Origin of the sequence: Bradyrhizobium sp. SZCCHNR1051 (assembly GCF_032489615.1) — a bacterium.
Lineage (GTDB): Bacteria > Pseudomonadota > Alphaproteobacteria > Rhizobiales > Xanthobacteraceae > Bradyrhizobium.
The window spans coordinates 181,637-205,375 of record NZ_JAUEYJ010000015.1; the positions used below are offsets into that span (position 1 = coordinate 181,637).

Annotated in this window: 20 protein-coding genes and 1 pseudogene; 18 read left to right on the forward strand and 3 right to left on the reverse strand. The window is 64.8% G+C overall.

The window, feature by feature from the left end:
- Nucleotide 1 precedes the first annotated feature (1 nt).
- On the forward strand, nt 2-631 hold the full coding sequence (locus QW868_RS19850) for an urea amidolyase associated protein UAAP2 (RefSeq protein ID WP_316231272.1): 630 nt from the start codon (nt 2-4) through the stop codon (nt 629-631).
- A gap of 54 nt (nt 632-685) precedes the next feature.
- On the opposite strand, the pseudogene QW868_RS19855 reads toward QW868_RS19850, so the two are convergent.
- A pseudogene (locus tag QW868_RS19855) lies at nt 686-1,320 on the reverse strand (NAD(P)/FAD-dependent oxidoreductase); the annotation flags it as partial.
- 223 nt (nt 1,321-1,543) lie between these two features.
- Nucleotides 1,544-2,479 carry a LysR family transcriptional regulator gene (locus tag QW868_RS19860; protein ID WP_316180434.1) on the reverse strand — a complete coding sequence of 312 codons (936 nt, stop codon included), beginning with the start codon at nt 2,477-2,479 and terminating at the stop codon, nt 1,544-1,546.
- A 136-nt stretch (nt 2,480-2,615) separates the two neighbouring features.
- On the opposite strand from QW868_RS19860, the gene QW868_RS19865 reads away from it, so the two are divergent.
- The 9 genes from QW868_RS19865 (at nt 2,616) to QW868_RS19905 (ending at nt 12,293) form a co-directional block, all read left to right on the forward strand.
- Nucleotides 2,616-3,926 carry a cation:dicarboxylate symporter family transporter gene (locus QW868_RS19865; protein ID WP_316231273.1) on the forward strand — a complete coding sequence of 437 codons (1,311 nt, stop codon included), beginning with the start codon at nt 2,616-2,618 and terminating at the stop codon, nt 3,924-3,926.
- 5 nt (nt 3,927-3,931) lie between these two features.
- Complete coding sequence (locus QW868_RS19870; protein ID WP_316231274.1) at nt 3,932-4,963, forward strand: PdxA family protein; 1,032 nt, start codon at nt 3,932-3,934, stop codon at nt 4,961-4,963.
- Entirely contained in the window at nt 4,953-6,410 is a 1,458-nt protein-coding gene (locus QW868_RS19875) for an MmgE/PrpD family protein (RefSeq protein ID WP_316231275.1), read from the forward strand. Before QW868_RS19870 ends, QW868_RS19875 begins: the two co-directional genes overlap by 11 nt.
- A gap of 2 nt (nt 6,411-6,412) precedes the next feature.
- Nucleotides 6,413-7,864, forward strand: a complete 1,452-nt coding sequence (locus QW868_RS19880; protein WP_315799234.1) for an MmgE/PrpD family protein — start codon at nt 6,413-6,415, stop codon at nt 7,862-7,864.
- Nucleotides 7,865-7,873: 9 nt separating this feature from the next.
- Nucleotides 7,874-8,035 (forward strand): hypothetical protein, encoded by a 162-nt coding sequence (locus tag QW868_RS19885; protein ID WP_315786481.1) that lies wholly within the window; start codon nt 7,874-7,876, stop codon nt 8,033-8,035.
- Nucleotides 8,036-8,194: 159 nt separating this feature from the next.
- A complete protein-coding gene (locus tag QW868_RS19890) occupies nt 8,195-9,193 on the forward strand; it encodes an MBL fold metallo-hydrolase (RefSeq protein ID WP_315744920.1) in 999 nt (332 codons plus the stop codon).
- A gap of 56 nt (nt 9,194-9,249) precedes the next feature.
- The gene (locus QW868_RS19895) at nt 9,250-10,059 is read left to right on the forward strand and encodes a transporter substrate-binding domain-containing protein (RefSeq protein ID WP_316231276.1); all 810 of its coding nucleotides are present in this window, start codon (nt 9,250-9,252) and stop codon (nt 10,057-10,059) included.
- A gap of 259 nt (nt 10,060-10,318) precedes the next feature.
- Nucleotides 10,319-11,623: an MFS transporter gene (locus QW868_RS19900; RefSeq protein ID WP_316231277.1), complete on the forward strand. Its 1,305-nt coding sequence runs from the start codon at nt 10,319-10,321 to the stop codon at nt 11,621-11,623.
- Nucleotides 11,624-11,759: 136 nt separating this feature from the next.
- Complete coding sequence (locus tag QW868_RS19905; protein ID WP_316231278.1) at nt 11,760-12,293, forward strand: GlcG/HbpS family heme-binding protein; 534 nt, start codon at nt 11,760-11,762, stop codon at nt 12,291-12,293.
- Nucleotides 12,294-12,360: 67 nt separating this feature from the next.
- Here the strand turns inward: QW868_RS19905 and QW868_RS19910 are convergent, their stop codons facing one another.
- The gene (locus QW868_RS19910; RefSeq protein ID WP_315776802.1) at nt 12,361-13,332 is read right to left on the reverse strand and encodes a LysR substrate-binding domain-containing protein; all 972 of its coding nucleotides are present in this window, start codon (nt 13,330-13,332) and stop codon (nt 12,361-12,363) included.
- Between the two features lie 156 nt (nt 13,333-13,488).
- Between QW868_RS19910 and QW868_RS19915 the strand changes: the two genes are divergently transcribed.
- The 8 genes from QW868_RS19915 to QW868_RS19950 all read left to right on the forward strand — a co-directional run bounded on the left by QW868_RS19915 (nt 13,489) and on the right by QW868_RS19950 (nt 23,739).
- Nucleotides 13,489-14,943 (forward strand): aldehyde dehydrogenase family protein, encoded by a 1,455-nt coding sequence (locus QW868_RS19915; RefSeq protein WP_316180419.1) that lies wholly within the window; start codon nt 13,489-13,491, stop codon nt 14,941-14,943.
- A 30-nt stretch (nt 14,944-14,973) separates the two neighbouring features.
- Nucleotides 14,974-16,764 carry a thiamine pyrophosphate-binding protein gene (locus QW868_RS19920; protein WP_316231279.1) on the forward strand — a complete coding sequence of 597 codons (1,791 nt, stop codon included), beginning with the start codon at nt 14,974-14,976 and terminating at the stop codon, nt 16,762-16,764.
- A gap of 42 nt (nt 16,765-16,806) precedes the next feature.
- Nucleotides 16,807-18,045 carry an ABC transporter substrate-binding protein gene (locus tag QW868_RS19925; protein ID WP_315744915.1) on the forward strand — a complete coding sequence of 413 codons (1,239 nt, stop codon included), beginning with the start codon at nt 16,807-16,809 and terminating at the stop codon, nt 18,043-18,045.
- 45 nt (nt 18,046-18,090) lie between these two features.
- On the forward strand, nt 18,091-18,960 hold the full coding sequence (locus QW868_RS19930) for a branched-chain amino acid ABC transporter permease (RefSeq protein WP_315739227.1): 870 nt from the start codon (nt 18,091-18,093) through the stop codon (nt 18,958-18,960).
- On the forward strand, nt 18,957-21,536 hold the full coding sequence (locus QW868_RS19935; RefSeq protein WP_316231280.1) for a branched-chain amino acid ABC transporter ATP-binding protein/permease: 2,580 nt from the start codon (nt 18,957-18,959) through the stop codon (nt 21,534-21,536). Before QW868_RS19930 ends, QW868_RS19935 begins: the two co-directional genes overlap by 4 nt.
- Nucleotides 21,537-21,606: 70 nt before the next feature.
- Nucleotides 21,607-22,029: a cupin domain-containing protein gene (locus QW868_RS19940; RefSeq protein ID WP_316231281.1), complete on the forward strand. Its 423-nt coding sequence runs from the start codon at nt 21,607-21,609 to the stop codon at nt 22,027-22,029.
- Between the two features lie 10 nt (nt 22,030-22,039).
- A complete protein-coding gene (locus QW868_RS19945) occupies nt 22,040-23,029 on the forward strand; it encodes an NAD(P)-dependent oxidoreductase (protein ID WP_316231282.1) in 990 nt (329 codons plus the stop codon).
- Nucleotides 23,026-23,739 (forward strand): SDR family oxidoreductase, encoded by a 714-nt coding sequence (locus tag QW868_RS19950; RefSeq protein ID WP_315776797.1) that lies wholly within the window; start codon nt 23,026-23,028, stop codon nt 23,737-23,739. Before QW868_RS19945 ends, QW868_RS19950 begins: the two co-directional genes overlap by 4 nt.

Consider the following 23,739-nt stretch of genomic DNA (forward strand, 5'->3'; position numbering starts at 1 on the left):
CATGTCATCGACCGATCGCGGCCATCTCGTCTACAGCTTCGACATTCCCGCCGAGCAGCCCTGGTCGCGGGTGCTGAAGAGGGGCCAGACGCTCCGCATCATCGACAGCGAGGGCGAGCAGGCGGTGGACGCGCTGATCTACGTCGCCGCGGACACCGCCGAGCGCTACAGCGCGCAGGACACCTTGCGCGTCCAGGGCTCGGCCTATCTCGAGCTTGGGACGCGGCTGATCTCCAACCGCGGACGGGTGATGGCGCGGATCACCGCCGACACCTGCGGCCGCCACGATACCTCGGCCGGCTGCTGCTCCTGCGAGAGCAATGCCGTGCGCTTCGGCGAGGCGACGCGCTACCTGCATGCCTGCCGCGAAAACTTCATCCTGGAGCTGTCGCGGCACGGCCTGACCAAGCGCGACATCGTCTCCAACCTGAACTTCTTCATGAACGTCCCGATCGAGCCCTCCGGCAATTTCACCGTGCTCGACGGCCCGTCCGCGCCGGGCAACTACGTCGACGTGACCGCGGAGATGGACGTGCTGTTCGTGATCTCGAACTGTCCGCAGGTGAACAATCCATGCAACGGTTTCGATCCGACTCCGATCCGTGTGGAGATCAGGGAAGCGACGGCATGAACCCCTGCTGCTGCAGGCGCACGCTCGTCGGACCGACATGCGGCGAGAGGCGCCTCAACTCGCCTCGTCGCGCAGGTGATACCAGCGATAGAGCAGGCGCTGGCCGATGCGGCGGAACGGCGCGAAGGGATGCGTCGGCAGCGCCGAGGTGAAGATCGGCAGATCCTGCCCCTTGAAGGCTTGGCCCGCGAGCATCTGCGCCATCCGGCGGCCGGCCTGCGCCGAATAGGAGACGCCGTTGCCGCCATAGCCGAGCGCATAGACCAGCTTCGCCTGGGCATCGGGACGCACGATGCGCGGCATCATGTCGTGGCTGACATCGACCCAGCCCCACCACGAATAATCGATCTCGATGCCTGTGAGCGCGGGAAACTTGCGATGCAGGCCGTCGATCAGGAGCTGGAGGTGCCGGTCATGCGTAGCGTCGGCGCCAGTGATGGCGCTCCGGCTGCCGATCTGGACGCGGTCGTCCGGCAGCAGCCGGTAGTAGAAGCGCAAAGTGCGCGTGTCGGAGATCACCTGCCGGGTCTTGAAGCCGGTCGCCGCGAGCTCGGCCGCAGTGAGCGCGCGCGTCACCAGCGAGTTCGACAGGATCGGCATGCGGCGGCCGGACAATTCCGGCGTCAGCCCAGCGAGGTATAGGCGCCGGTGGCGATGCCGACGCCGTTCGCGGTCACATTGCCGCCGGGGGGACTGTAGACCCGATATTTGTGATCAAGCTACGCGATCTTGGGACAAGTGAGGTCGAGGCAGAGGCGATTGCCGGCAGACATCTCGTTATGCCTGCCCAGAGACATGAATCGAGCCGTAGCGGGTCGAAGAGGCGCAGGAAATGCGGAAATGGAGCGCGAGGCCGAAGCCCTGCCTGGGCTGACCTCAACGCTGGCTGTGCAACCAATTCTCGCCAATTGGCTAAGTGGCTACCAGCTTCCTTGCGGTGCTCCAAAGACTCTCAGCGGCATGGATCATCCGCGCCCGCGCGCGGATGAGGCATATGTTGATCTTGATGTCCCAGTCCTTCGGGCCGGCTCTTACCAATCGGCCGCTCTGGAGATCGAGTTCGACCAGGCTGCGTGGAGCCCAGGTGATCCCGCGGCCTTCTCGGGCCATGTTGATGAGCAGCATCACCGGTGCTGAGAAGCTGGGGAGCAGCATGGCGCTCGGCTGCTTCGTCGCGAGGAAGGCGGTCACGATGCGGCCCACGCCGGAACCTGGATGATAGGCGAGATAGGGCAGCGGCTTGTCCGCAGAGCCAGGCAGCGCAAACCGCGGCATCGATTGCCGCCGGCGACCGCTGCGCGTGACGGCCTTGTAACCGGTCGCGCTGATCGGGACCAGGACATCGTCGGCGAGATCGATGCGCTGAAAGCGATCGTTGTCCAGGCGGCTGGCGAGCGATGGGTGGTAATGCGCCAGCATGAAATGCGCATGGGCCTCGAGCAGGAGCTTCTCACACCCGGCGAAGTTCGACGCCACGAGCTGAACGGCGGAACCGGATCGCGCACGATCGACCCGGCGGATCCAGTCCGGAAAGAACGTCTGCGACAGTGCGTGGGTGGCGACGAATTGAACGGTCTCGGCCTTGAGGCGCGCCGCTTCCAGGGCCTCCTCGCGGCCGTTTGACAGCCTGCGAATGACGTCCTCCGCCACCGGACGAAAACTCTCCCCTGCCGGCGTCAGCTTCACGACATGGGTGCTGCGCTCGAACAGAGGCGCTCCAAGCCACGCTTCCAGCGACTTGATCCGCCGGCTCAAGGCTGGCTGCGTCACGTGCCGGCGCAGCGCTGCGCGGGAGAAGCCGCCGTCCTCCGCAATAGCGAGGAAATCCTCGATCCAGCTCAGGTCCATGATGCCAATTCGTTATTGAATTATTCCAATCTGGCATTAGCACCGCGGCACCGGCTGGTCCAATGTCAGGCCAAAGATAAGGGCCGCGGAGACGCTGTTTGCAGCGCCGAAGAGCACGAGGCGGGAGGACACGGAATTGACGATCACTACGACTCCTTTGTCCGAGGCGCTCCCGACGCAGGCTGCTGCGCCTCGTGCCGGCTCGCTTTGGCGGGAGCCTTATGTCCTGATCGTGGCGGGCGCCGTGCTCGGTGCACTCGTCGGCGCGCTGTTTCCGGCTGCGGCACTCGAATTCAAACCGCTCGCCGACGGCTTCATCTCGCTCATCAAGGTCACGATCGCGCCGCTGGTGTTCCTGGTTGTGGTGACGGGCATCGCGCAGGTCGGCGACATGAAGGCGGTCGGACGCATCGGACTCAAGGCCTTCCTGTATTTCGAAATCGTCACGACGCTCTGCCTGCTGTTCAGCTTCGTCGTGGTGCGATGGGTCCAGCCCGGCGCGGGGGTGGCGCACGCCACCCCGCAACAGGCCGAAGCCGTGGCCCGCTATGCGCAGACCCATGTCGGCTCGTTGTCGGCCTATATCCAGCACATGATCCCCGAAAGCTTCTTCGGCGCGTTTGCCAGCGGCGACGTGCTTCAGGTTCTCGTGCTCGCGCTGCTGTGCGGCATCGGCCTCTTGATGCTCGGCGAAAAGGCGCTGCCGCTGCGCTCGGGTATGGAGCGGTTGACCGCGCTCGTGTTCAGCGTGGTCCATGTCGTCGTCATGCTGGCACCGATCGGGGCCTTCGGCGCCATGGCTTTCACGGTCGGCAAGTTCGGCGCCGCCACATTGTACGCCCTCGCGCTCCTGGTCGGGACGGCCTGGGGGATGATGGCGTTCTTCATCTTCGTCGTCCTGGGAATGATCTGCCGTCTGGTCGGCATCCGGCTGATGGACCTGCTCCGGCTGTTGCGCCCCGAGCTTCTCGTCGTGCTCGGAACGTCGTCGTCGGAGACCGCGATTCCCGGAATGATGGAGAAGCTGCCAAGGGCGGGGGTGGGACGCGCCGTGACCGGTCTCGTCATTCCGTCCGGCTACTCCTTCAATCTCGACGGCGTGGCGCTGACATTGCCGCTGAGCACGATCTTCGTGGCGCAGGTCTACGGCATCGAGCTGAGCACGGCGCAGCAGTTGAGCCTGTTTGTCGTGATGCTGTTCACCAGCAAGGGCGCAGCCGGTGTCACGGGCGGGGCGTTCGCCGCGTTGGCGGCGACCATCGTTGCGGCCGGGCTGCCTGTCGAAGGCCTCGCGCTATTGCTCGGAGTAGACCGCTTCATGTCGCTGGCGCGCGCCATCACCAACACGATCGGCAACGCAGTGGCCGCGATCGTGGTGGCGAAATGGGATGGTGAATTCGACCACGACGATTGGGGGCGGGTCGTCCAGATGAAAGCAGCAAAGTAGGATCCATGGTTCTCTGTGAAGACTTGCCAATCGTGGCGCTGGTTCCCGGTGATTGCACCGGTATCGGTCCTGAGCAGACGGCGCGAATCCTCTCCGATCACCGCCTGGCCGATGCGGCGCGCCTCGTCGTGGTGGGCGATGCCCGCGTGCTGGAGATGGGAATGGCGCATGCCGGCGTGAGCTTCGATATCGAGCGGATCGGCTCCCCCAGCGAGGCTTCCTGGGTTTCCGGCAAGATCCAGCTGATCGATCTCGGCAACACCGATCCGTCGAGGCACCCGATCGGAAAGGCCAGCGCCGAGTCCGGGCGGCTCACCGGAGAGACGCTGTCGCGGGCGATCGATCTCGCCAAGGACGGCGCGATCGATGCCATCACCTTCGCGCCCTTGAACAAGCGGGCGATGTTCGACGGCGGCTGGAGGTACCCGGACGAGCACAAGATGTTCGCGGACCTGCTCGGGCACCGTACCTATTTTTCTGAAATGAACGTGTTGGATGGACAATGGATGTCGCGCGTCACCGGGCACCAGTCCCTGCGCGAGGCGCTGAACGACATCAGCCCGCCGCGGATCACCGATGCGGTGGTCCTCGTCGACAGGATGATGCGGAGATCCGGAGTCGCCGCGCCGCGGATCGCCGTGGCCGCGCTGAATCCGCATGCCGGCGAGGGCGGCTTGTTCGGTCGCGACGAGATCGAGATGATCAAGCCGACGGTCGAGGCGATTGCGAAACAGGGCATTGTCTGCAGCGGTCCGTATCCGGCGGATACGGTTTACATTCGCGCCTTTGCCGGCGAGTTCGACAGCGTCGTCGCGATGTATCATGACCAGGGGCAGATCGCGACGAAGCTGCGCGGCTTCAATCGCGGAGTGACCGTCACGGCCGGCCTCGAGACCGTCTTCACCACGCCCTCGCACGGCACGGCGTTCGACATCGTCGGCAAGGGCGTCGCAAACACCGGCGCGCTCGAAAGCGCGGTCCGGCTCGCCGCGCAATTGGCCTCGTTCAAAGCCCGGGAGACGTCACATGTACACTGATCGCAGGACCCTGCTTCAGGCCGCCGCCGCTCTTCCCTTGTCCGCGGTCGGCGCGAATGCGGCTTTTGCACAGGCTGAGGCACCGGCGGCGCCCGCCGCGGCGCCGCCCAAGGAGGTCGCGCGTACGCTTGCGCGGTACATCGTCTCGGCGGGATATGATGATCTGCCGGTCAAGGTCCGCAAGGAAGGCGTGAGGACGCTGCTGAACTGGGTCGGCGTCGCGATCGGCGGGTCGCGACATGAAACGGTTGATATTGCGGTTGCCGCGCTGGCACCGTTCTCAGGCCCGCAGCAGGCGTCGCTGTTCGGCCGGCGCGAGCGGTTCGACATCATGAACGCCGCCTTCATCAACGGCGTGTCCAGCCACATCTTCGATTTCGACGACACCCATCTGAAGACGATCATCCATCCGGCCGGCCCGGTGGTTTCAGCGATCATTGCGCTCTCGGAAATGCAGCCGGTCTCCGGAAAGGAGTTCTTGAATGCGCTCGTCCTCGGTGTCGAGACCGAGTGCAGGATCGGCAACGCCGTCTATCCGAACCACTACGATGTCGGCTGGCACATCACCGGGACTGCCGGGGTGTTCGGTGCGGCTGCGGCTGCCGGCAAGCTGTTGAAGCTCAACGAGCAGCAAATGACCTGGGCGCTGGGCCTCGCCGCGTCGCAGCCGGTCGGCCTGCGCGAATCGTTCGGGTCCATGAACAAGAGCTTCAACCCCGGCCGCGCGGCATCGAACGGCATATTCGCCGCCATTCTGGCGTCGAAGAATTTCACGTCGTCGGACGGGATGATCGAGGCGAAGCGCGGCTGGGCCAACACGATCAGCACGAAGCAGGACTATGGCGAGATCGTCGGCGATCTCGGCAAGCGTTACGAAGCCGCGCTCAACACCTACAAGCCGTTCGCCTGCGGCATCGTGCTGCATCCGGCGATCGACGCCGCGATCCAGCTGCGCAACGAGAACAGGCTGACGGGCGACCGGATCGATCACGTCGATCTCAAGGTCAATCCGCTCGTGCTCGAGCTGACCGGCAAGAAGACGCCGCAGCAGGGGCTCGAGGGCAAGTTCAGCATCTATCACGCGGTGGCCGTGGCGATCGTGGAAGGCGCGGGCGGAGAGAAGCAGTTCAGCGATCGCGCGGTAACCGATCCGACGGTGCTGTCGCTGCGTAGCAAGGTCATTCCGGTCATCGCGCCCGAGATCAAGCCGGAGCAGGTCGAGATGACGATCGTGCTGAAGGATGGGCGGAAGCTCAGCCGCCGCATCGAGCACGCCGTCGGCAGCGTTGAAGTGCCGATGACCGACCAGCAGCTCGAGGCGAAGTTCTCCGATCTCGCCGACGGCATCGTTCCTGCCGCATCGATCCGGCGGATCATGGACGCCTGCTGGAATGTCGAGGGCCTGTCGAGCGCAGCCGACATCGCGAAGATGTCGGCGTCGGCGTGACCATGGAGAACGGGGCCCAGCTGTCACGTCGCCGGCTCCTGCAATCGGCGGGGGCGTTTGCTGCGATCTCGGCGATGCCGATCCGTTTCTCCCGTGCCGCCGGCTCGGGCGTAACCGAACGCTTGGCGCGCTACATGGTCGCGGCGCGCGACCAGGAGCTGCCGGAGCAGGTGGTGCTCGCATGCAAGCACCGCATGTTCGACACGCTCGGCGCCATGGTGTCCGGCGCTCGGATGCATCCGGGCGAGATGGCGCTGAAATACGTGCGCAGCCTCGGCGGCGCGCCGCAGGCGTCCGTCGTCGGCTCCGACTTCCGGACGACGGCCGTCAATGCGGCGATGGCAAACGCCATGTGCGCTCACGCCGACGAGACCGACGATTTCGAACCGGTCACCAAGGCGCATCCGGGGTGCGCGGTCATCCCTGCCGCGCTCGCGATGGCTGAACGGGAGCATTGCAGCGGGCGCGACGTGATCCGCGCCGTTGTGCTCGGCTACGACTTGACCTGCCGGCTTCTGATGGCGCTCGGGCCGGACCTGGTGCGCGGCTCGCATCGCAGCGCCGAGGGCACGTCGTCGACATTCGGTGCGCTCGGCGCGGCGGCCTCGCTGGCCCGGCTGGACGAGCGGGGCATGCGTCACGCCATTTCCTATTCGGCGCAGCAGGTCTCAGGGCTGTGGAGTTGGGTGAAGGACAAGGACCACATCGAGAAGGCATTCGATTTCGCCGGCATGGGCGCGCGCAACGGCGTCATGGCCGTCGACATGGTGATGGCGGGGCTCACCGGCGTCGATGACGTGCTCGATGGCACCCACAACCTGTTCATCGCGCTGTCGAGCGATCCGAAGCCGGAGGAGATGGTCAAGGATCTCGGCAGCCGCTTCTACGTCACGGAAACCGCCATCAAGACCTTTTCGGTCGGCTATCCGATCCAGTCGCCGCTGGATGCGCTGCTCACGCTGCGCCGACAGCACGGGCTCACTCCAGACAACGTCCGCAGCATCCTGGTCAAGCTTCCGACCGACGCGATGGGCATCGTCGGCGACAGCGCCATGCCCGACGTGAACTGTCAGCATCTCGTCGCACTCGCCTTGGTCAAGGGGGCCGTCTCATTCGCCGACAGCCATGATGTCGCGCTGATGCGCGACCCGATGATCCTGGAGCAGCGTGGGAAGGTGACGCTTGTAGGCGACAAGAGTCTGATGGATCCGGCCGCGCCACGCGGTGCGATCGTCGAGGTGACTCTGGTCGATGGCCGCAAGGTCGATCATTTCACTAGGCATCCGCCGGGCACCAGGGAGAATCCGCTGAGCACGGAGGCCGTCAACGCCAAGACCAGGGATCTGATGACGCCCGTTCTGGGGCGTGAGAAGACGGAGAAGCTGATCGACATGGTCGGGCGGCTCGAAGAAATCGACGACATCGGCCGGTTGCGCGCACTATTCGCGGCGTGATCGGCTGTCATGGCGATGAGAAGCGATATCGACGATCCCGACACCGGCTGGAAGGGACGAGGTCTGTGGACCACGACCGGCACGCGCGCGAGCTTCCACGGCGAGGGCGGCAAGGAGGCGTCGGCGAAGGTTTACAAGGTGCAGATGAGGCCTGATCCGCTGGCCCACTGAAGCAAAACGCCACGGGGAGCCTTCACGGGGCGTCCCGTTCTGGGACTGAGAGACATGAAGACGACATCACGACGCGAACTAACATGTCGATCAGGATCGTCTGAGGTCCCGCGCCGCGTTCAATTTCATCGTCGTTGGATCGACCAGAAGGAGGGGCACGTGATCAATCTCAACCGTCGTCAGTTGTTGGCCGGCGCAGCCTTGGCAGGGACTGCGGCCGCTACTCGCCTCGGCACGGCGCCCGCCGGAGCGGCTATGAATCCGGCCGGCGCGCAGGCAGCCGGCTTCTACCGCTACAAGGTGGGATCGTTCGAGTGCATGTCCATCAATGACGGTGCGCGCACGTTTCCGGTTCCGGACAAGTTCGTCACCAACGCGTCCAGGGAGGAGGCGGTCGCCGCCGCCGACGCCGCCTACATGCCGAAAGGGATGGTGACCATCCCCTTCAACCCCCAAATCATCAATACCGGCAGCAAGCTCGTGCTGATCGACACCGGGAACGGTGTGGCCAATCTCGAGCCCAGCAAGGGCGCGGTCGGCCGAACCCTGCAGAACCTTGCTGCGGCAGGCGTCGATCTGAAGGCCATCGATGTCGTGCTGCTGTCGCATCTGCACCCCGACCATACCAACGGCATCCGCGCAGCCGACGGATCGATGGCGTTCCCGAATGCCGAGATCATGGTGCCTGCGAAGGATTGGGACTTCTGGACCAGCGAGGACAACGCGGCCAAGGCGCAGTCCAGCGAGATGATGAAGAACTACTTCGCCAATGTGAGGAAAACCTTCGCCGGTATCGAGTCGAAGGTGACGAAATATGACTGGGACAAGGAGGTCGCTCCGGGGATCACGTCGATCGCGACCCCCGGCCACACGCCAGGTCACACCTCGTTCGCGGTCGCGTCGGGCAACGCGAAGGTTCTGATCCAATCCGATGTCACCAACATCCCGGAATTCTTCCTGCGACATCCGGATTGGCACGTCGTCTTCGACACCGACCCCGATCTTGCGCAGCAGACCCGCCACAAGTTCTACGACATGGCGGCCGCGGAGAAGGCGATCGTGATCGGATTCCACTTCGCGTTCCCGTCGGTCGGACACGTCGAGAAAGACGGCGCCGGCTATCGGCTGATCCCATCATCGTGGAATCCGACGCTATGAAAGACCGGCACATTGTCAGCACGGCGGTACCCATGTCGGATCGCGCCAGACCACGCATGAAATCGACCGGTCCGCTTGCATCGCTTTGTTGTGCCATCGCAAGTCTTTGCCTGGGCTTCTCGGCCATGATGGCGGGAGCAGCTGCGCAGGATGCGCGCGAGATCGCTCCGACCGGCGTGTTGCGCGTCGCTGTTGCGGTCGGGCCGGCCGCCTCGGCGTTCTGGACGACACGCGATCCGGCGACAGGCAGGCCTGTCGGCGTGACAGTCGAACTGGCCAAGGCGGCCGCAGGCAAGCTCAATGTGCCGCTCGAGCTCGTAGAATATCAGAGCTCGGACGAAATCGCGGCCGCCGGCAGCAAAGGCGCGTGGGATCTGTCCTTCATGCCTGCGGATCGGAAGCGAGAGCAGTTCGTCGATCAGGGACCCGCTTATGTCGCCTATATGAGCGGGTATCTCATTCGCGCCGGCTCGGACATCACCTCCGTTGCCGAGATCGACCGTCCGGGAATCCGGGTTGGCTGCATCGAAGGCACCTCGACGTCCAGAACGGTCGAGGCGAGCATGAAAAGTGCCAGCGTTACGAAATTCGTCAAACCCGAAGCGGCCGCTGACTTGATCGGTCAGAGTCGGCTCGACGCCCTCGCCATGGGCATGGAAGCATTGGAGGAGCTATCGCGGCGCCTGCCGGGCAGCCGGGTCTTGAACGAGGTCATCCAATCAACGGGCGTCGTCGTGGTCGTCCCGAAGGGCAAAGTGACGGCGCGGGAGTGGGCGGCCGGATTTCTTGCTGATGCCAAGGCGAATGGCACAGTACGCCGAGCGCTCAATCAAAGTGGATTTGTCACCGCCAAGGTCGCCCCGTGATGCCGCGGTGAGCTCCGGCCAAGCCATATCTTTCGCTTATGAGCGCCAACGCCAAATCGTATTTTGGCTGTCCTGGAATTCCGTCTATCTCCAATTGGCGGGCGATGAAGCTGTCGGCAATCATGATGGGCACGACCGGCAGGCCCGCGCAGAAAGTGCGCCTGCATGGTCCATGCGGCCACCCGATTGTACTGCACTCGCGCTTGTTCTCCCGGCCAACGAAGAAGCGCATCTGGTTCGCGTCCTGGCCTGAAAGTGAATGATCATGAAACTGGGCTGGTATTCCGAACTCGACGAGGTCGAACGCCGGACGTATTGGGCTTGCTTCGCGGGCTTTGGTCTCGATTCGTTGGATTCGACGATCTATGCGCTGGTCATCCCGGCGCTGATTGCAACAATCGGACTGACGCGCCCTGAAGCCGGCTATCTCGCGACCGCAGCCCTCGTCGGTGCAGCCGTCGGTGGCTGGGGCGGAGGGATCCTTGCCGATCGCATCGGCCGCATCAAGGTCCTGCAACTGACGATCCTCTGGGTCGCCCTGTTCACGCTCGCATCGGCTTTTGCGACGGGCTTCAACTTCTTGCTGATCGTGCGTTTTCTCCAGGGCCTCGGCTACGGCGGTGAGGCGGCCGTGGGTGGCGTCCTGATCAGCGAGGTCGTCAGGCCCGCGCTGCGCGGCCGGGTGGCCGCGTCGGTGCAGAGCAGCTACGCGGTGGGTTATGCGATTTCCGTCGCGCTGCTCCCCGTGATTTCATCGCTGTTTCCTGAAGAGCTTGGCTGGCGCGTGTTCTTTGCGGTCGGGATCGCGCCGGCCTTTCTCGTGTTCTTCATTCGCCGCCTTGTGCCGGAGTCCGGGCTTTATCGTCAAAGCCGCGCGGACAAGACAGCCGGACTGCCGGCCTGGACGATCTTCACCAGGGCCCATGTGCGGCGTACCGTGGCGGCGGTCACGATGGCCACCGGCATTTTCGGCGGTGCCTATGTGATGATCACGTGGCTGCCGACCTATCTGCGCACCGTCCTCAACCTGACGGTGGGGAGCAGTGCAGGCTATCTTGCCATGAACATCCTGGGTTCGTTGGTCGGACCCTTGCTCTATGGCTGGCTTTCGGATCGCACGGGCCGGCGTCCCGCATTCATGATCTTCCTGCTATGCCAGGCCGTGAACGCGAGCATCTACCTGCTTGCTCCGATCGGCGCCAACACGACGATCCTGCTCAGCTTCTTTCTGGGCGCGTTCCAGGGTGGGTTGGCATCAGGAATGTTGCCGACCTTTGCCGAATTGTTTCCGACCGAGATTCGTGCGAGCGGGCAGGGCTTCTGCCTCGGCGGCGGGCGTGGGTTTGGCTCGGTCGTGCCTGCGACCGTGGGCGTGCTTGCTGCGTCGCATCCTCTTGGCTTGTCGATGGGCCTTTGCGCGCTCGCCGCCTATGGACTTGCTTTCATCGCCGCGATGGCTTTGCCCGAGACGAGCGGCGCTGACCTGCAGCGTATGACACCGTTGGAGATGCAAACAGGGCAGCCCGAAGATATCGGCAGCTTGGAAGCGCGGCGGTCGGAATGAAGCGTAGAGACGCGCCGGGTGCCGCCGGCGCGGAGCGCGCGCCAACGGAGGCAGAGAACGACACGCCTCGTCGAGCGAAACAAGGCGGCCAGGCTGGCCGACGAGCACGAGAAGGCAACAGGGTCGGGAGGAAGACATGCACTATCGGGCCATTTTGAGCATCATCGCATGCGTCGCAGCTTTGCACTTATCGAGCAGCCTCGCCCAGACATCGAACACCGACAACCCCAACGACGCGGTCGCGGATGCACTGAATCCGCCGCCTTATGGCGAGCCGATCAGCCTGGAGATGGCCAAGAAGGTGGCTGCTGCGGCCGTTGCCGAGACGACGAAGCGCAACTGGAACGCATTCTGCATCGCCGTGGTCAATCCGAGCGGCGATCTGGTCTATTTCGAAAAGCAGGACAATTGCCAATATGCGTCGATCGGCTTGTCTCAGCACAAGGCGCGCACGGCGGCACGTTATCGACGCCCCACGCTGGTGTTCGAGACGTTGCTCGGCAAAGGCGCGTATTTCGCCTATCTCGCCACGCTCGATGACGTGATCGCATCGCGGGGCGGCAATCTGCTGATGGTGGACGGCAAGATCATCGGTGCCGTCGGTGTGAGTGGTGGGTCGGGCGCCCAGGACAACGTCGTATCTCTGGCCGGGCAGGCGGCGCTGAAGTAGACGAGACCGGGCCGGGGGCGGATCGCGATGCAGTCGCGATCCGCCGGTCAGACGGTCGGCGCGTGCGCTAGGCCGCCGGCGGGATCGCGGAGGACATGGAGTCGTCGACCAGGCTGACGCCGCGCCATTGTCCGGATGTGACGAGCGTTCGCGCCATATCCTGGAGCTCCTTGGCGACGGCAAGGGCTGCAGGCGCCAACAGGTCCGGCTTGATCGAATAGACATAGTTGCGTCGCGTGATCCGGGCGTCCGAGATCGGCAGGGCGCGCCAGTCCTCGCTGCTTCGTCCTCCTGCCTGCAGCGCCGACATCGGCTTGATGGTGACTCCGATGCCCTCACCGACGCAGCTCATCACCAGCGAGAGCGAATCGATCTCGGCGACCACATTCGGCGTGATGTTGCGCCGCTCGAACTCTGCAGCTACACGCCGGCGCAGGCCATGAGTTCCCGTCGGCAGGATCAGGGGCAGCTTTGCAACTTCTGCAACTGTGATGCTGCAACGGTGGCGCGGCACCAGCGGGCTGTCGGCAGGGAGAAGCACGAACAGTTCCTCGTCGAGCAGCGGAATCGCGTCGAGCTTGGACGACACGTCGTTGTTGAACAGGATGGCCAGGTCGAGCTGGCCAAGCCGCATCATGTGAGCGATGTGGCCGCTCATTCCCTCGACGACATTGAGCAGGATACCGGGATATTTGGCGCGGATGCACTTGGTGAGTGGCAGCCCGATCGCGAGCACGGTCGTTGCGGGTAAGCCGACCGACACCATGCCGCTCACCTCTGCCGAATCCTGGCGGGCAATCGACAGCGCATGGTCGAGCTGCCGCAGCATGAAACGGGCGTGATGGTAGAGCGCAAGGCCGTTCTCGGTCGGGATCACGCCGCGCGAGGAGCGCTGTAGCAAGGGCCTGCCCACTTCCTCCTCGAGCTTTGCGATCTGCTGGCTCAAGGCGGGCTGCGCAACGAACAGGCAGCGCGACGCCTTCGACAAACTGCCGCTCTCGACGATCTGGGCGAAATAGCGCAACTGACGCAAATCCATGGGCGGGCACCGCACTGCCGGGGAAGAACGAGACGTTTCCGCCGAGCTATATGCTCAGCTTATAGCAACTAATCCAAAACAGTATTTTTGCTAATGTCAATTTCTCTCTAAGGACGAGGGTAACAGGCGTAAGACCCCTTTGGGAGGAACCAGACGATGGCGGACGCTGCGGTTCAGAGACAGGCGTCGGCCGAACTGCCATCGTGCCGCCTCTTGATCGCCGGGGAATGGGTGAAGGGTACGCACACCGTCGCCGTGCTCGACAAATATCGCCTACAGCCCGCCATGTCCGCGCATCTGCCGTCGCGCGAGCAGGTCCGCACCTGCATGATCGCCGCGGAGCGGGCGTTCCAAGCCAATGTGCTGACGCCCTATGATCGCGGCCTCATCCTCGATCGCGCTGCGGTCGAGCTAGAGAAGCGTGCGTCGGAGCTGGTGGAGGTGCTGCGCCAGGAGGCGGGCTTTCCACGCCGCGATGCAATGGGCGAACTCCAGCGCTGTGCGACGACGTTTCGGCTCTCCGCCGAAGAGGCGCGGCGGCTGGCCGGCGAGATGGTGCCGATGGAGGGAGCAGCTGGCCAGAAAGGCCGTATCGGTTTCACCATCCGTGTGCCGCTCGGCGTCGTGGCCGCGATTACGCCGTTCAATGCTCCGCTCAATACGGTGGCGCACAAGGTTGCGCCTGCACTGGCGGCTGGTAACGCCGTGGTGCTGAAACCGTCGCTGCATACGCCGATGACGTCCTGCATCATGGCCGAGTGCCTGATCGCAGCCGGTCTGCCATCGGGCCTGATGTCGGTAGTCCATGGCGATAGCGAGGTTGCCGATTGGATGATGAGCGAAGCTGCCGTGAAGTTCTTCGCTTTCACCGGCAGCACAGAAATTGGCCGCATCATCCAAAGCAAGGCGGGACTACGCCGAACCCAGATGGAGCTCGGCTCGATCTCGCACTGCCTGATCTGCGAGGACGCCGACCTCGATATTGCACTGCCGAAGGTCGTCAACGCCGGCTTCCGCAAGGCCGGCCAGGTCTGCACATCGATCCAGGTGCTGCTGGTGCAGCGTTCGCTGATCGGGCAGGTGGAGCAGAGACTTTCAGAGCTCGTTGCCGGGCTGCCCTACGGAGACCCCGGCGAGGACGACACCGTTGTTGGGCCGGTCGTCAGCGAGGCCGCCGCTCAGCGCATCGAGGCCTGGATCGCGCTGGCCGAGCAGAACGGCGCGCGGCGTCTGGTCGGTGGCGCGCGGGTGGGCGCCGTGGTTCCTCCAACGCTGCTCACGAATGTCGACAAGGCGACGCCGCTCGGCTGCCAAGAAGTGTTCGGACCCGTGATGTGCATCGCGCCCTTCGATGTGCTGGACGAGGCGATCGCGCGCGTCAACGACACACCCTATGGGCTTGCCACGGGCATTTTCACAAAGCGCTTGGACGAGGCTCTGCAGGCCGCGCGGCAATTGCAAGTCGGTGGCGTTCACATCAACGAGACGCCGAGCTCCCGCGTGGACCTCATGCCGTATGGCGGATCCAAGGACTCCGGGTTCGGCCGCGAAGGGCCGCATTACGCCATCCGCGAAATGAGCGAAGAGCGCATCGTGACGATCCTCGCATGACGCGGACCGCTACCTGACAAGGATCTGACCATGACCAAGATGAAGGGCGGCGAAGTCATCGCCGAATATCTCGTCAAGCAGAAGGTGCCTTTCGTGATCGGCATCTGCGGCCACGGCAACGTCGGCATCCTTGACGCGCTCTACCAGGTCCGTGATCGCGTCAAGCTGGTGTCGCCCCGCCACGAGCAATGCGCCGGTCACATGGCCGACGCCTATTTCCGCGTCAAGCACAGTCCGGTCGCGACCCTGACGTCGACCGGGCCGGGCTCGGCCAACATGGTGATGTCGCTCGCGACTGCGTTGTCGGACTCCTCGAGCTTCCTCGCGATCACCGCCAACGTTCCGACGTCGCAGGCCAATCGCGCGCCGTTCCAGGAATTGTACGCGCACAACCAGGCCGATTTCGCCCAGGTGCTGCGCCCGGTGGTGAAACGCTCGTTCCAGCCGAGCCGCGTCGACATGCTGCCGCTGGCGCTGCGCCAAGCCTTCGACACCATGGTCACGGGACGTCCCGGCCCGGTCAATCTCGATATCCCGTACAATGTTTTCCAGGAGGAGGCCGACGTCGAGCTGCCGGCGCTGTCGCATGTTCACGGCAGTCACCGGCCGAGTGCGAGCGAGGCCGACGTTACCAAGGCGCTCGATCTGATCGAAGCCGCCAGGCGGCCGGTGTTCTTCATCGGGCAGGGCACGACCCTCTCGGAAGCCGGCCCTGAGATCAGTGCGTTGCAGAGCCGCTACGGCATTCCGGTCATCACCTCGCCCAATGGCATGGGCTGCGTGCCGTCGGATGATCCACTGACGCTCGGCTTCATCGGCCGCAACGGCGCTTATCCCGCCAACCAGGCCGGCCGTCATGCCGATCTCGTGCTCTGCATCGGAACGCGTTTCGACGATCGCTCGTCGTCGAGCTGGCACCAGGGCTATTCCTGGAATTTCCCGTCGACCAGGCTGCTGCAGGTCGACATCGATCCGGCGGAGCTCGGCCGCAACTATCCGCCGACGCTCGGCATCATCGCCGACGCCAAGACCTTCGCCGGGCAACTGCTCGCGGCGCTGGAGCGTCGCCCCGCGATCCGCCGCGAAAATTTCGCGGCGTGGCGCGACCAGATCGGGACCTGGAAGGCGGAGTGGGAGGCGTTCGTGCGGCCGCACTTCAGCGCCGACACCACGCCGATCCGGCCGGAATATGTCGTCGGCGCCCTGCAGGACGTGCTGCCGGACGACGTCATCCTGTCGCTCGACTCCGGCGTGCATCACAACTGGTTCATGCAGTTCTGGCAGCCGAAGCGGCCGCAGAGCATGATGAACAGCTGGGGTTTTTCGTCGATGGGGTTCGGCGTCTGCGGCGTGCTCGGCGCGCAGCTGGCCGCGCCCGACCGTCCCTGCGTCGCGGTGGTCGGCGACGGCGGCTTCATGATGGCGCCATATGTCGTCGCCACTGCCGTCGAATATGACCTGCCGTGCGTCTGGATCGTCTGGAACAACTTCGCCTGGAGCGCGATCCGCGATTTGCAGTATGGCCTGTTCGAGGGCCGCGAGCTCGGCACCGCGTTCTATCGCGGCAATCAGGGGCCCGGCGGGGATCGCTACAACCCCGACTTTGCCGCCTGGGCGCGCGCCTGCGGCGCTGACGGCGTGACGGTGACCCGCAGCGCCGACCTGCGCGGTGCAGTCGAGACCGCGATCAAGAACCGCCGCCCCTGCGTGATCGATCTGCATGTCGACGCCGAGGTGCGCCCGCCATCGACGGGCACCTGGGAGCTGCCGCCGATCCCATTCAAGGAGCCGGTGTTCGGCAAGCCTTACAAACGCGACTGACGATACAAAACAAAGATAACAACATCGAGAGGGAGGAGCACCATGTTGAAGCGTGATCTGAACCGGCGATCTTTCATGCGCGCGTCGGCCGGCGTGGCTGCCGCATCCGTGCTCGGCGTCGGCGGTCCCGCGCGAGCCCAGTCCGATGGGCCCGTCCGCATCGGCATGATCTATGCCAAGCAGGGGCCGGGCGCCTCGATCGGTGAGTACCTGCAACGCGGCAGCGCGCTTGCGGTCGAGCAGGCCGGCAGCAAGGTGCTGGGTCGCCCGATCGAGCTGGTCTGGCTCGACGAGCCCAATCCCCAGGTGTCGCAGCAGAACATGCAGCGGCTTGTCGACGAGAGCAAGGTGGTCGCCGTGGTCGGCGGCAACTACTCGTCCTCGGCGCTCGCCATGATGAGCGTTGCCAATCGCGAGAAGGTGCCGCTGATCCTGACCGGCGCCGCGGCCAGCGAGATCACCGGCAAGAGCTGCAGCAAGTACACGTTCCGCACCCAGGCGACCGTGCCGGTTCAGATGGCCGGCCTGATGCCCTACGTCTCCAGCATCGGCAAGAAGGTCTATTTCATCACGGCGTCATATGCCTTCGGCCAGGACATCCTGCGCGCCTCGCGCGCGATGCTGAAGCAGGTCGGCGCCACCGAGGTCGGGGTCGACGAGGTGCCGATCAACACCGCGGACTACAGCTCCTACATCCTCAAGATCCGCCAGGCCAAACCGGACGTGATCGTCGGCGGCCTGGTGGGCGGCGACTTCTCCAACTTCCTGAAGCAGTGGAACGAGATGGGGATGAAGGACAAGATCCCCTATGCGGCGGTCGCCGTCACGGACACCGACTTCTGGGACGTCGGGCCGCAGGCCTCGACCGGCATCTACATCAAGCCGTGGTACTACAACAATCCGAAGAATACCGCCGCCGAGCAGAAGCTGATCGAGGATTTCAAGAAGAAGTACAATCAGCCGCCATCGGACAAGACGTGGTCGGGCTGGATCGGCATGCGGGCGCTGTTGGAATCGATCGAGGCGGCGAAGTCGACCGAGGCCGCTCAGCTCGTGGCGCATCTCGAGCAGTGGAAGAACACCGAAGGCGAGTTTCCATTCTTCTTCCGCGACTGGGATCACCAGCTGGTGCGCCCGGCCGTCATCGTCCAGATCAAGAAGCAGATCACCGACAAGTTCGACTATTTCGAGGTGCTGAAGAACACCTCGGCGACCGCCGAGGAGACGGCGAAGGCGTTCGGTACCAAGGAGGATATCGGCTGTAGCCTGCCGTCGCTGTGAGGCGGGGCGACCCCGGTTCCTGCAGCGCACCGACAGGCTCGAACGATGCTCGACACTCTCGTCTCCCAGGCGGCCAATGGACTCGTGCTCGGCTTCATCTACGTGCTGATCGCCGTAGGTCTGTCGATCACCTTCGGCCTGCTCGGCGTCATCAACTTCGCGCATGGCGCCTTCTTCGCGCTGGGGGCCTACGTGGCCTGGCAGCTGTTCCAGCTATTCGGCTGGAGCGCCGTGATCCTGGCGCCTCCGGTGGTCGGGCTGATCGGCATGGCTGTGGAGGTGACGATCATCCGCCGCCTCTACGGCAAGGAGCCGTTGCTCAGCCTGATCGTGACCTTTGCGCTGGCGCTGCTGATCGAAGCGGTGATCCGCTATGCATGGGGCGCCGACGGCAAGCCGTTCAATCCCCCGCCGGCCTTTGCAGGGATCGTTGAAGTTGGTCCTCTCCTGATCACCAAATATCGCGTGGCCGTGCTCGGCGCGACAACCGCGACCTTGCTCGGCCTATGGGGCTTCCTGGCGTTCACACCCTATGGCCGGATCCTGCGTGCCGGCAGCCGGGACCCGGAGATGGTGGAGTTGCTCGGCATCAATCTGCCGCGGGTGCTCACCGCGGTCTTCGGGCTCGGCTGCATGCTGGCGGCGATCGCTGGGGTGCTGGCCGCGCCGCTGTGGACGGTGTCGCCGTCAATGGCTGCCAATGCGGTGATGCCAGCGTTTGTGATCGTGGCCATCGGAGGGCTCGGCTCCTTTCGGGGCGCAGTGGTCGCCGGACTCGCGGTTGGAATCGTCACCTCGCTGACCATTCAGTTCTGGCCAGAGGCGGCCGCCGCATCGATGTATGCCTTGATGTTCGCGATCATGCTGCTGCGGCCGCGCGGACTATTCGGCGAGCGCTGGGAGCGTTTCGAATGACGACGGCCAAGCCCGTGCTGCAGGGGCTCGCAAGTCACCCGGTGCTCGTGGCGGTCGCGATACTGGCGCTCGCCTCCGGCATCGCGCTCGCTGTGGGCATGCCGATCCATCGCGTCACCCAGATCGCCATCTACACGCTCTACGGCGCGGAGGTGAACTTCCTGATCGGCTATCTCGGCCTGGTGCCGTTCGGCGCGTCCTTCTTCTTCGGCTGCGCGAGCTATGCGCTGGCAATCGGCCTTGGCTTCATGCCGGGCGCCAACGAAATCACCGGTCTGGCGATCGCGGTGGCATTTTCGCTGCTGCTGGCGCTGATCGTCGGCGCCATCATCCTTCGCCGGCGCGGACTCTACTTTTCGCTGCTGACGCTGGCGTGCTCCCAGATCGCGTTCGAGATTGCGTTCAAATGGACCTCAGTGACCGGAGGCGAGAACGGCCTGCAGAACGTCGCGCGTCCGCTGTTTCGCTCCGCGCTTGCCTTCCACGGGTTCACGCTCGTCGTGGTGATCGGCTCGTTGTGGATGATGTGGCGGCTGGCGCATGCGCCGTTCGGCCGACTGATGCAGGCGTTGCGCGACAATGAGCAGCGGGTCGCAAGCCTGGGTTTCGACACCTACCGCACCAAGCTGATTGCGCTCGTCATTGCCGGCGGCGGCATCGGCGTCGCCGGAGGTTTGATGGCGCTGCTGCTGCAGGGCGTCTACGCCAACAATCTGAACTGGGAGCATGCCGGCGATCCGGTGCTGATGGCGGCGCTGGGCGGCGTGCATCATTTCCTGGGGCCGTTGTGGGGCGCCATCGTCTTCATCGTTTTGGAGGACCGGCTCAGCGCCATCACGGAGAATTGGTGGCTGGTCTTCGCCCCCATCATCATCGCCTTCGCGCTGCTGTCAGATGAGGGCATTCACGGCATCTTCCAGCGCATCGCCGGCCGCAGCCGCTGGACCCTGACGCGCAATGTCATTCCATCGCGGCCGCGCGACATCGTTCCTTACGCGCCGGATCGTGCACGCCAGGCTGCGGCGACGGCCTCAGAGGTGCCAATTCTTGCGATCCGCAACCTGTCCAAGCATTTCGGCTCGATCGTGACCCAGAACGACGTGTCCTTCGAGATGAGCCGGACCGGACTGCACAGCCTGATCGGCCCCAACGGCGCCGGCAAGACCACGTTGTTCAATCTGCTGACCGGTGTGCTCCGGGCCAACGCCGGCACCATCCTGTTCGAGGGCATGCCCATCGATCAGTTGTCGCCGTACAAGCGCGCGCGGCTCGGCATCGCCCGCTCGTTCCAGATCCTGAGCGTCTTTCCCAACCTCACCGCGTTCGAGAACGTGCGTATCGCGGTGCAGGCTGCCAACCGGCAATGGACGGGTCTTTGGCGCGATGCCTATGACGATGCGGCTGCAAACGCGAAGGTGTGGTCGCTGCTCGATGCCGTAGGCCTCGCCGATCGAGCCGCCGAGCTTTGCTCCGCGCTGGCGCATGGTGAGAAGCGGCTCTTGGAGATCGCGGTGTCGCTCGCGATCGATGCCAAGCTCCTTCTGCTCGACGAGCCGCTGGCCGGTCTGGCGGAGTCGGACCGCAAGATCGTAGGCGAGTTGATCATGCGGCTGGCGAAGTCCCACGCCGTGCTGCTGATCGAGCATGACATCGACCGCGTGCTGGCCATGTCCGACCGCATCACGGTGTTGCATCAGGGGCGGCTGATCGCCGACGGCGAGCCGGCGGAGGTGGCGGCGCATCCCGAAGTTGTCACGGCCTATCTCGGCACAGCCCGTGGCCAAGTCGCGGCGGCTCCGTCGCGGGCGACCAATGTGACGCCGCTTCCCGGCAGCGCCGCCGCCGAGCCGCTGCTCAGGCTCGAGGGCGTGCGCGCCGGCTACGGCGGTGGCACCGTGCTCGACGGGCTCGACCTGGCCGTGCGGCCTGGCGAAGTGGTGGCGCTGCTAGGGCGCAACGGCGTCGGCAAGACCACCGCGCTGCGGGCCATCACAGGCACGGTGCCGGCGAGCGGCGGTCGCATCACGTTCGACGGCAGGGAGCTCAACCGGCTACGGCCGGACGAGATCAACCGTCTTGGCATCTCGCTGGTGCCGGAAGGGCGCCGGCTGTTTCCGAACCTGACCGTACAGGAGAATCTCAAGCTCGCGACCCGCGCCGGCGGCGCGTCGCTCGACGACGTGTTCGATCTGTTCTCGAAGCTGCGCATCCTGCACAAGGCGCGTGCCGAAAATCTCTCCGGCGGCGAGCGGCAGATGGTGGCGATCGCGCGCGCGTTGATGGTGCCGAGCCGGTTGATTCTGCTCGACGAGCCGTTCGAGGGCTTGGCGCCCGCCGTGGTGCAGGAGGTCCGCGACGCCGTGTCCAAATTGAGGTCGCGCGCGAGCCTCGTCATCGTGGAGCATCATGCCGAGAGCGTGCTGGCGATGGCGGACCGCGCCTATGTGCTGGTGAACGGGCGCGTGGCCCATGTCGGTGACGCCGCTGCGCTCGCGGCCGATCACGAGCTGCAGGGGCGCTTGCTCGGCATCACCCAGGCCGCTGACGCGGTGCAACGCGCGGCCAACAGCACATGAGCGTCACATGCTCGCAACTAATCGGCGTCTGCTCGCGGGCGCGATCTGAACTTTCCTGAGGAGATGAGACATGACGATCGTCGTACCCGGACCGACGGCCTTTGCGAATGCCGCGAAAGAGAAGAAGGCGGCCACGCGCAATCTCGCCGAGATCTTCTGGACCCAGTATCCTGGCCACTTCAATCAGGCGCTGTCCAAGGCGATCGTGACACCGGATACCACAGGCAGCCGCTTCTTCGACTATCGCATCTCCTCCTACGAGCCCGGCGCGCATGTCGAGAGCCATTCCCACAAGGTGCAGGAGCAGATCTATCACGTGCTGTCGGGCGAGGGCATCCTGATCCTCGATGGCGAGCGCCGGCTGGTCCGCGCCAACGACGTCACCTACATTCCGCCGGGCGTGGTGCACGAATTCCACTGCACCGGCAACGACCCGCTGCTGTTCCTCGTGATCACCAGCCCGCCGACCGACGAGGAGCCGGCGCCGCGGTGAGGGGCCGGGCATGACCACGAGCAAGACCATTCTGGTCACCGGCGCCTGCGGCTGGCTCGGCACGGCCATCGCGCAGGCGCTGCTCGCGCGCGGCGATCGCGTCATCGCCATCGACCTGGTGGTCTCGCCGGCCATGGCCGCACTCGCCTCGCAACAACAGCCACTCGTCAACGCTGCGATCGATCTCGGCGAATGGCATGAAGTGCTGCGAGCGTTCCAGACATTCCGTCCCGATGCAGTCATTCATGCCGCCGCGGTGGTCGGTGTGGTTCAGGCCGCTGACATTCCGTTGAAGGCGCTGCGGGTCAATGTCGAGGGCGCGATCAACCTGTTCGAGGCGATGCGGCTCTCCGGCGTCAGGCGCGTCGTGCAGATCTCGACCGAGGAGACCTATGGCGACTTCCAATCCGCCGTGATCGACGAGGAGCACCCGCAGAAGCCGGCCAGCGTCTACGGCGTGACCAAGCTCGCAGCCGAGCACTATGGTCGCGTCTATTCGCGCGATCACGGTCTCGAATGCATCAATGTGCGGACCTGCTGGGTCTACGGACCGCATCTGCCGCGCCTGCGCATGCCCCGCACCTTCATCGAAGCCGCATTGCGCGGCGAGCCATTCCATCAGGAGGACGGCGGCAATCTCGCGGTTGATCAGGTTTATATCGACGATACCGTGGCTGGCGTGCTGCTCGCGCTCGACAAGCCGCATCACAGCTTCGACGCCTATAATGTCGCGACCGGTGTGGCACCGACGCTGCGCGACACGGCCGACGCCGTCAATCGCGCCATTCCCGGTGCGAGAATCACGGTCGGCGACACCGGTCCCTATCATCATGGCGGCCGCGTGCTGAGCGCCGTCAAGGGCGCGCTCGATATCGGCCGCGCCAAAGCGGAGCTCGGCTACCAGCCGCGCTACGATCTGCAAAAAGGCATCGAGGCGACGATCGAAGCGACGCGGGCCGCGATGGCGAAGACACCATCTCCATCAAGGAATCGAAAATGACCACTTCTTCTCCGATCGTTCTCATCTTCGGCGGCTCCCGCGGCATCGGCGCCGCCTGCGCGCGGGCGTTTGCCGTCGCCGGCTGGCAGGTGGCCTCGACCTACGCCACCCATCACCCGTCGGACGGAGGGCCCGGCAGACAATACAAGGTCGACATTCGCGATGCCGCGTCGGTCGCGCAGGTCTTCGCGCAAGTTGCCGCCGACCTCGGTGCTGCGCCGCAGGCCGTCATTGCCAACGCCGGCATCAACGTGCCGGCAGGCCCGCTCGCGAGCTTCAGGCCGGAGGACTTTCGGCTGTTGATGGAGGTCAACGTCCTGGGTGCCTTCAACGTGCTGGCGGAGGCAGCGCGGCGCGTGCGCGACGGCGGCGCCATCGTCGCGATCACGACATCGCTGGTCCGCCATGCGGTGCCGGGCACCGGGCCCTATGCGGCAACCAAGGCAGCGGTCGAAAGCCTGGTGCGGTCGATGGCGAAGGAGCTCTCGGCGCGCGGTGTTCGCGTCAATGCGGTGGCGCCCGGTCCCGTCGACACTGATCTTTTCAATGCCGGCAAGACCGAGGAGGCCAAGCAGCGCATGGCGGCGTTGAGCCCGTTCAATCGCATCGGCAAGCCGGGCGAGATTGCGGAGGTGGTGCGCTTCCTGGCCTCCGGCGAGGCCTCCTGGATCCAGGGCCAGATCGTGCAGCCCAATGGCGGCATGGTGTGA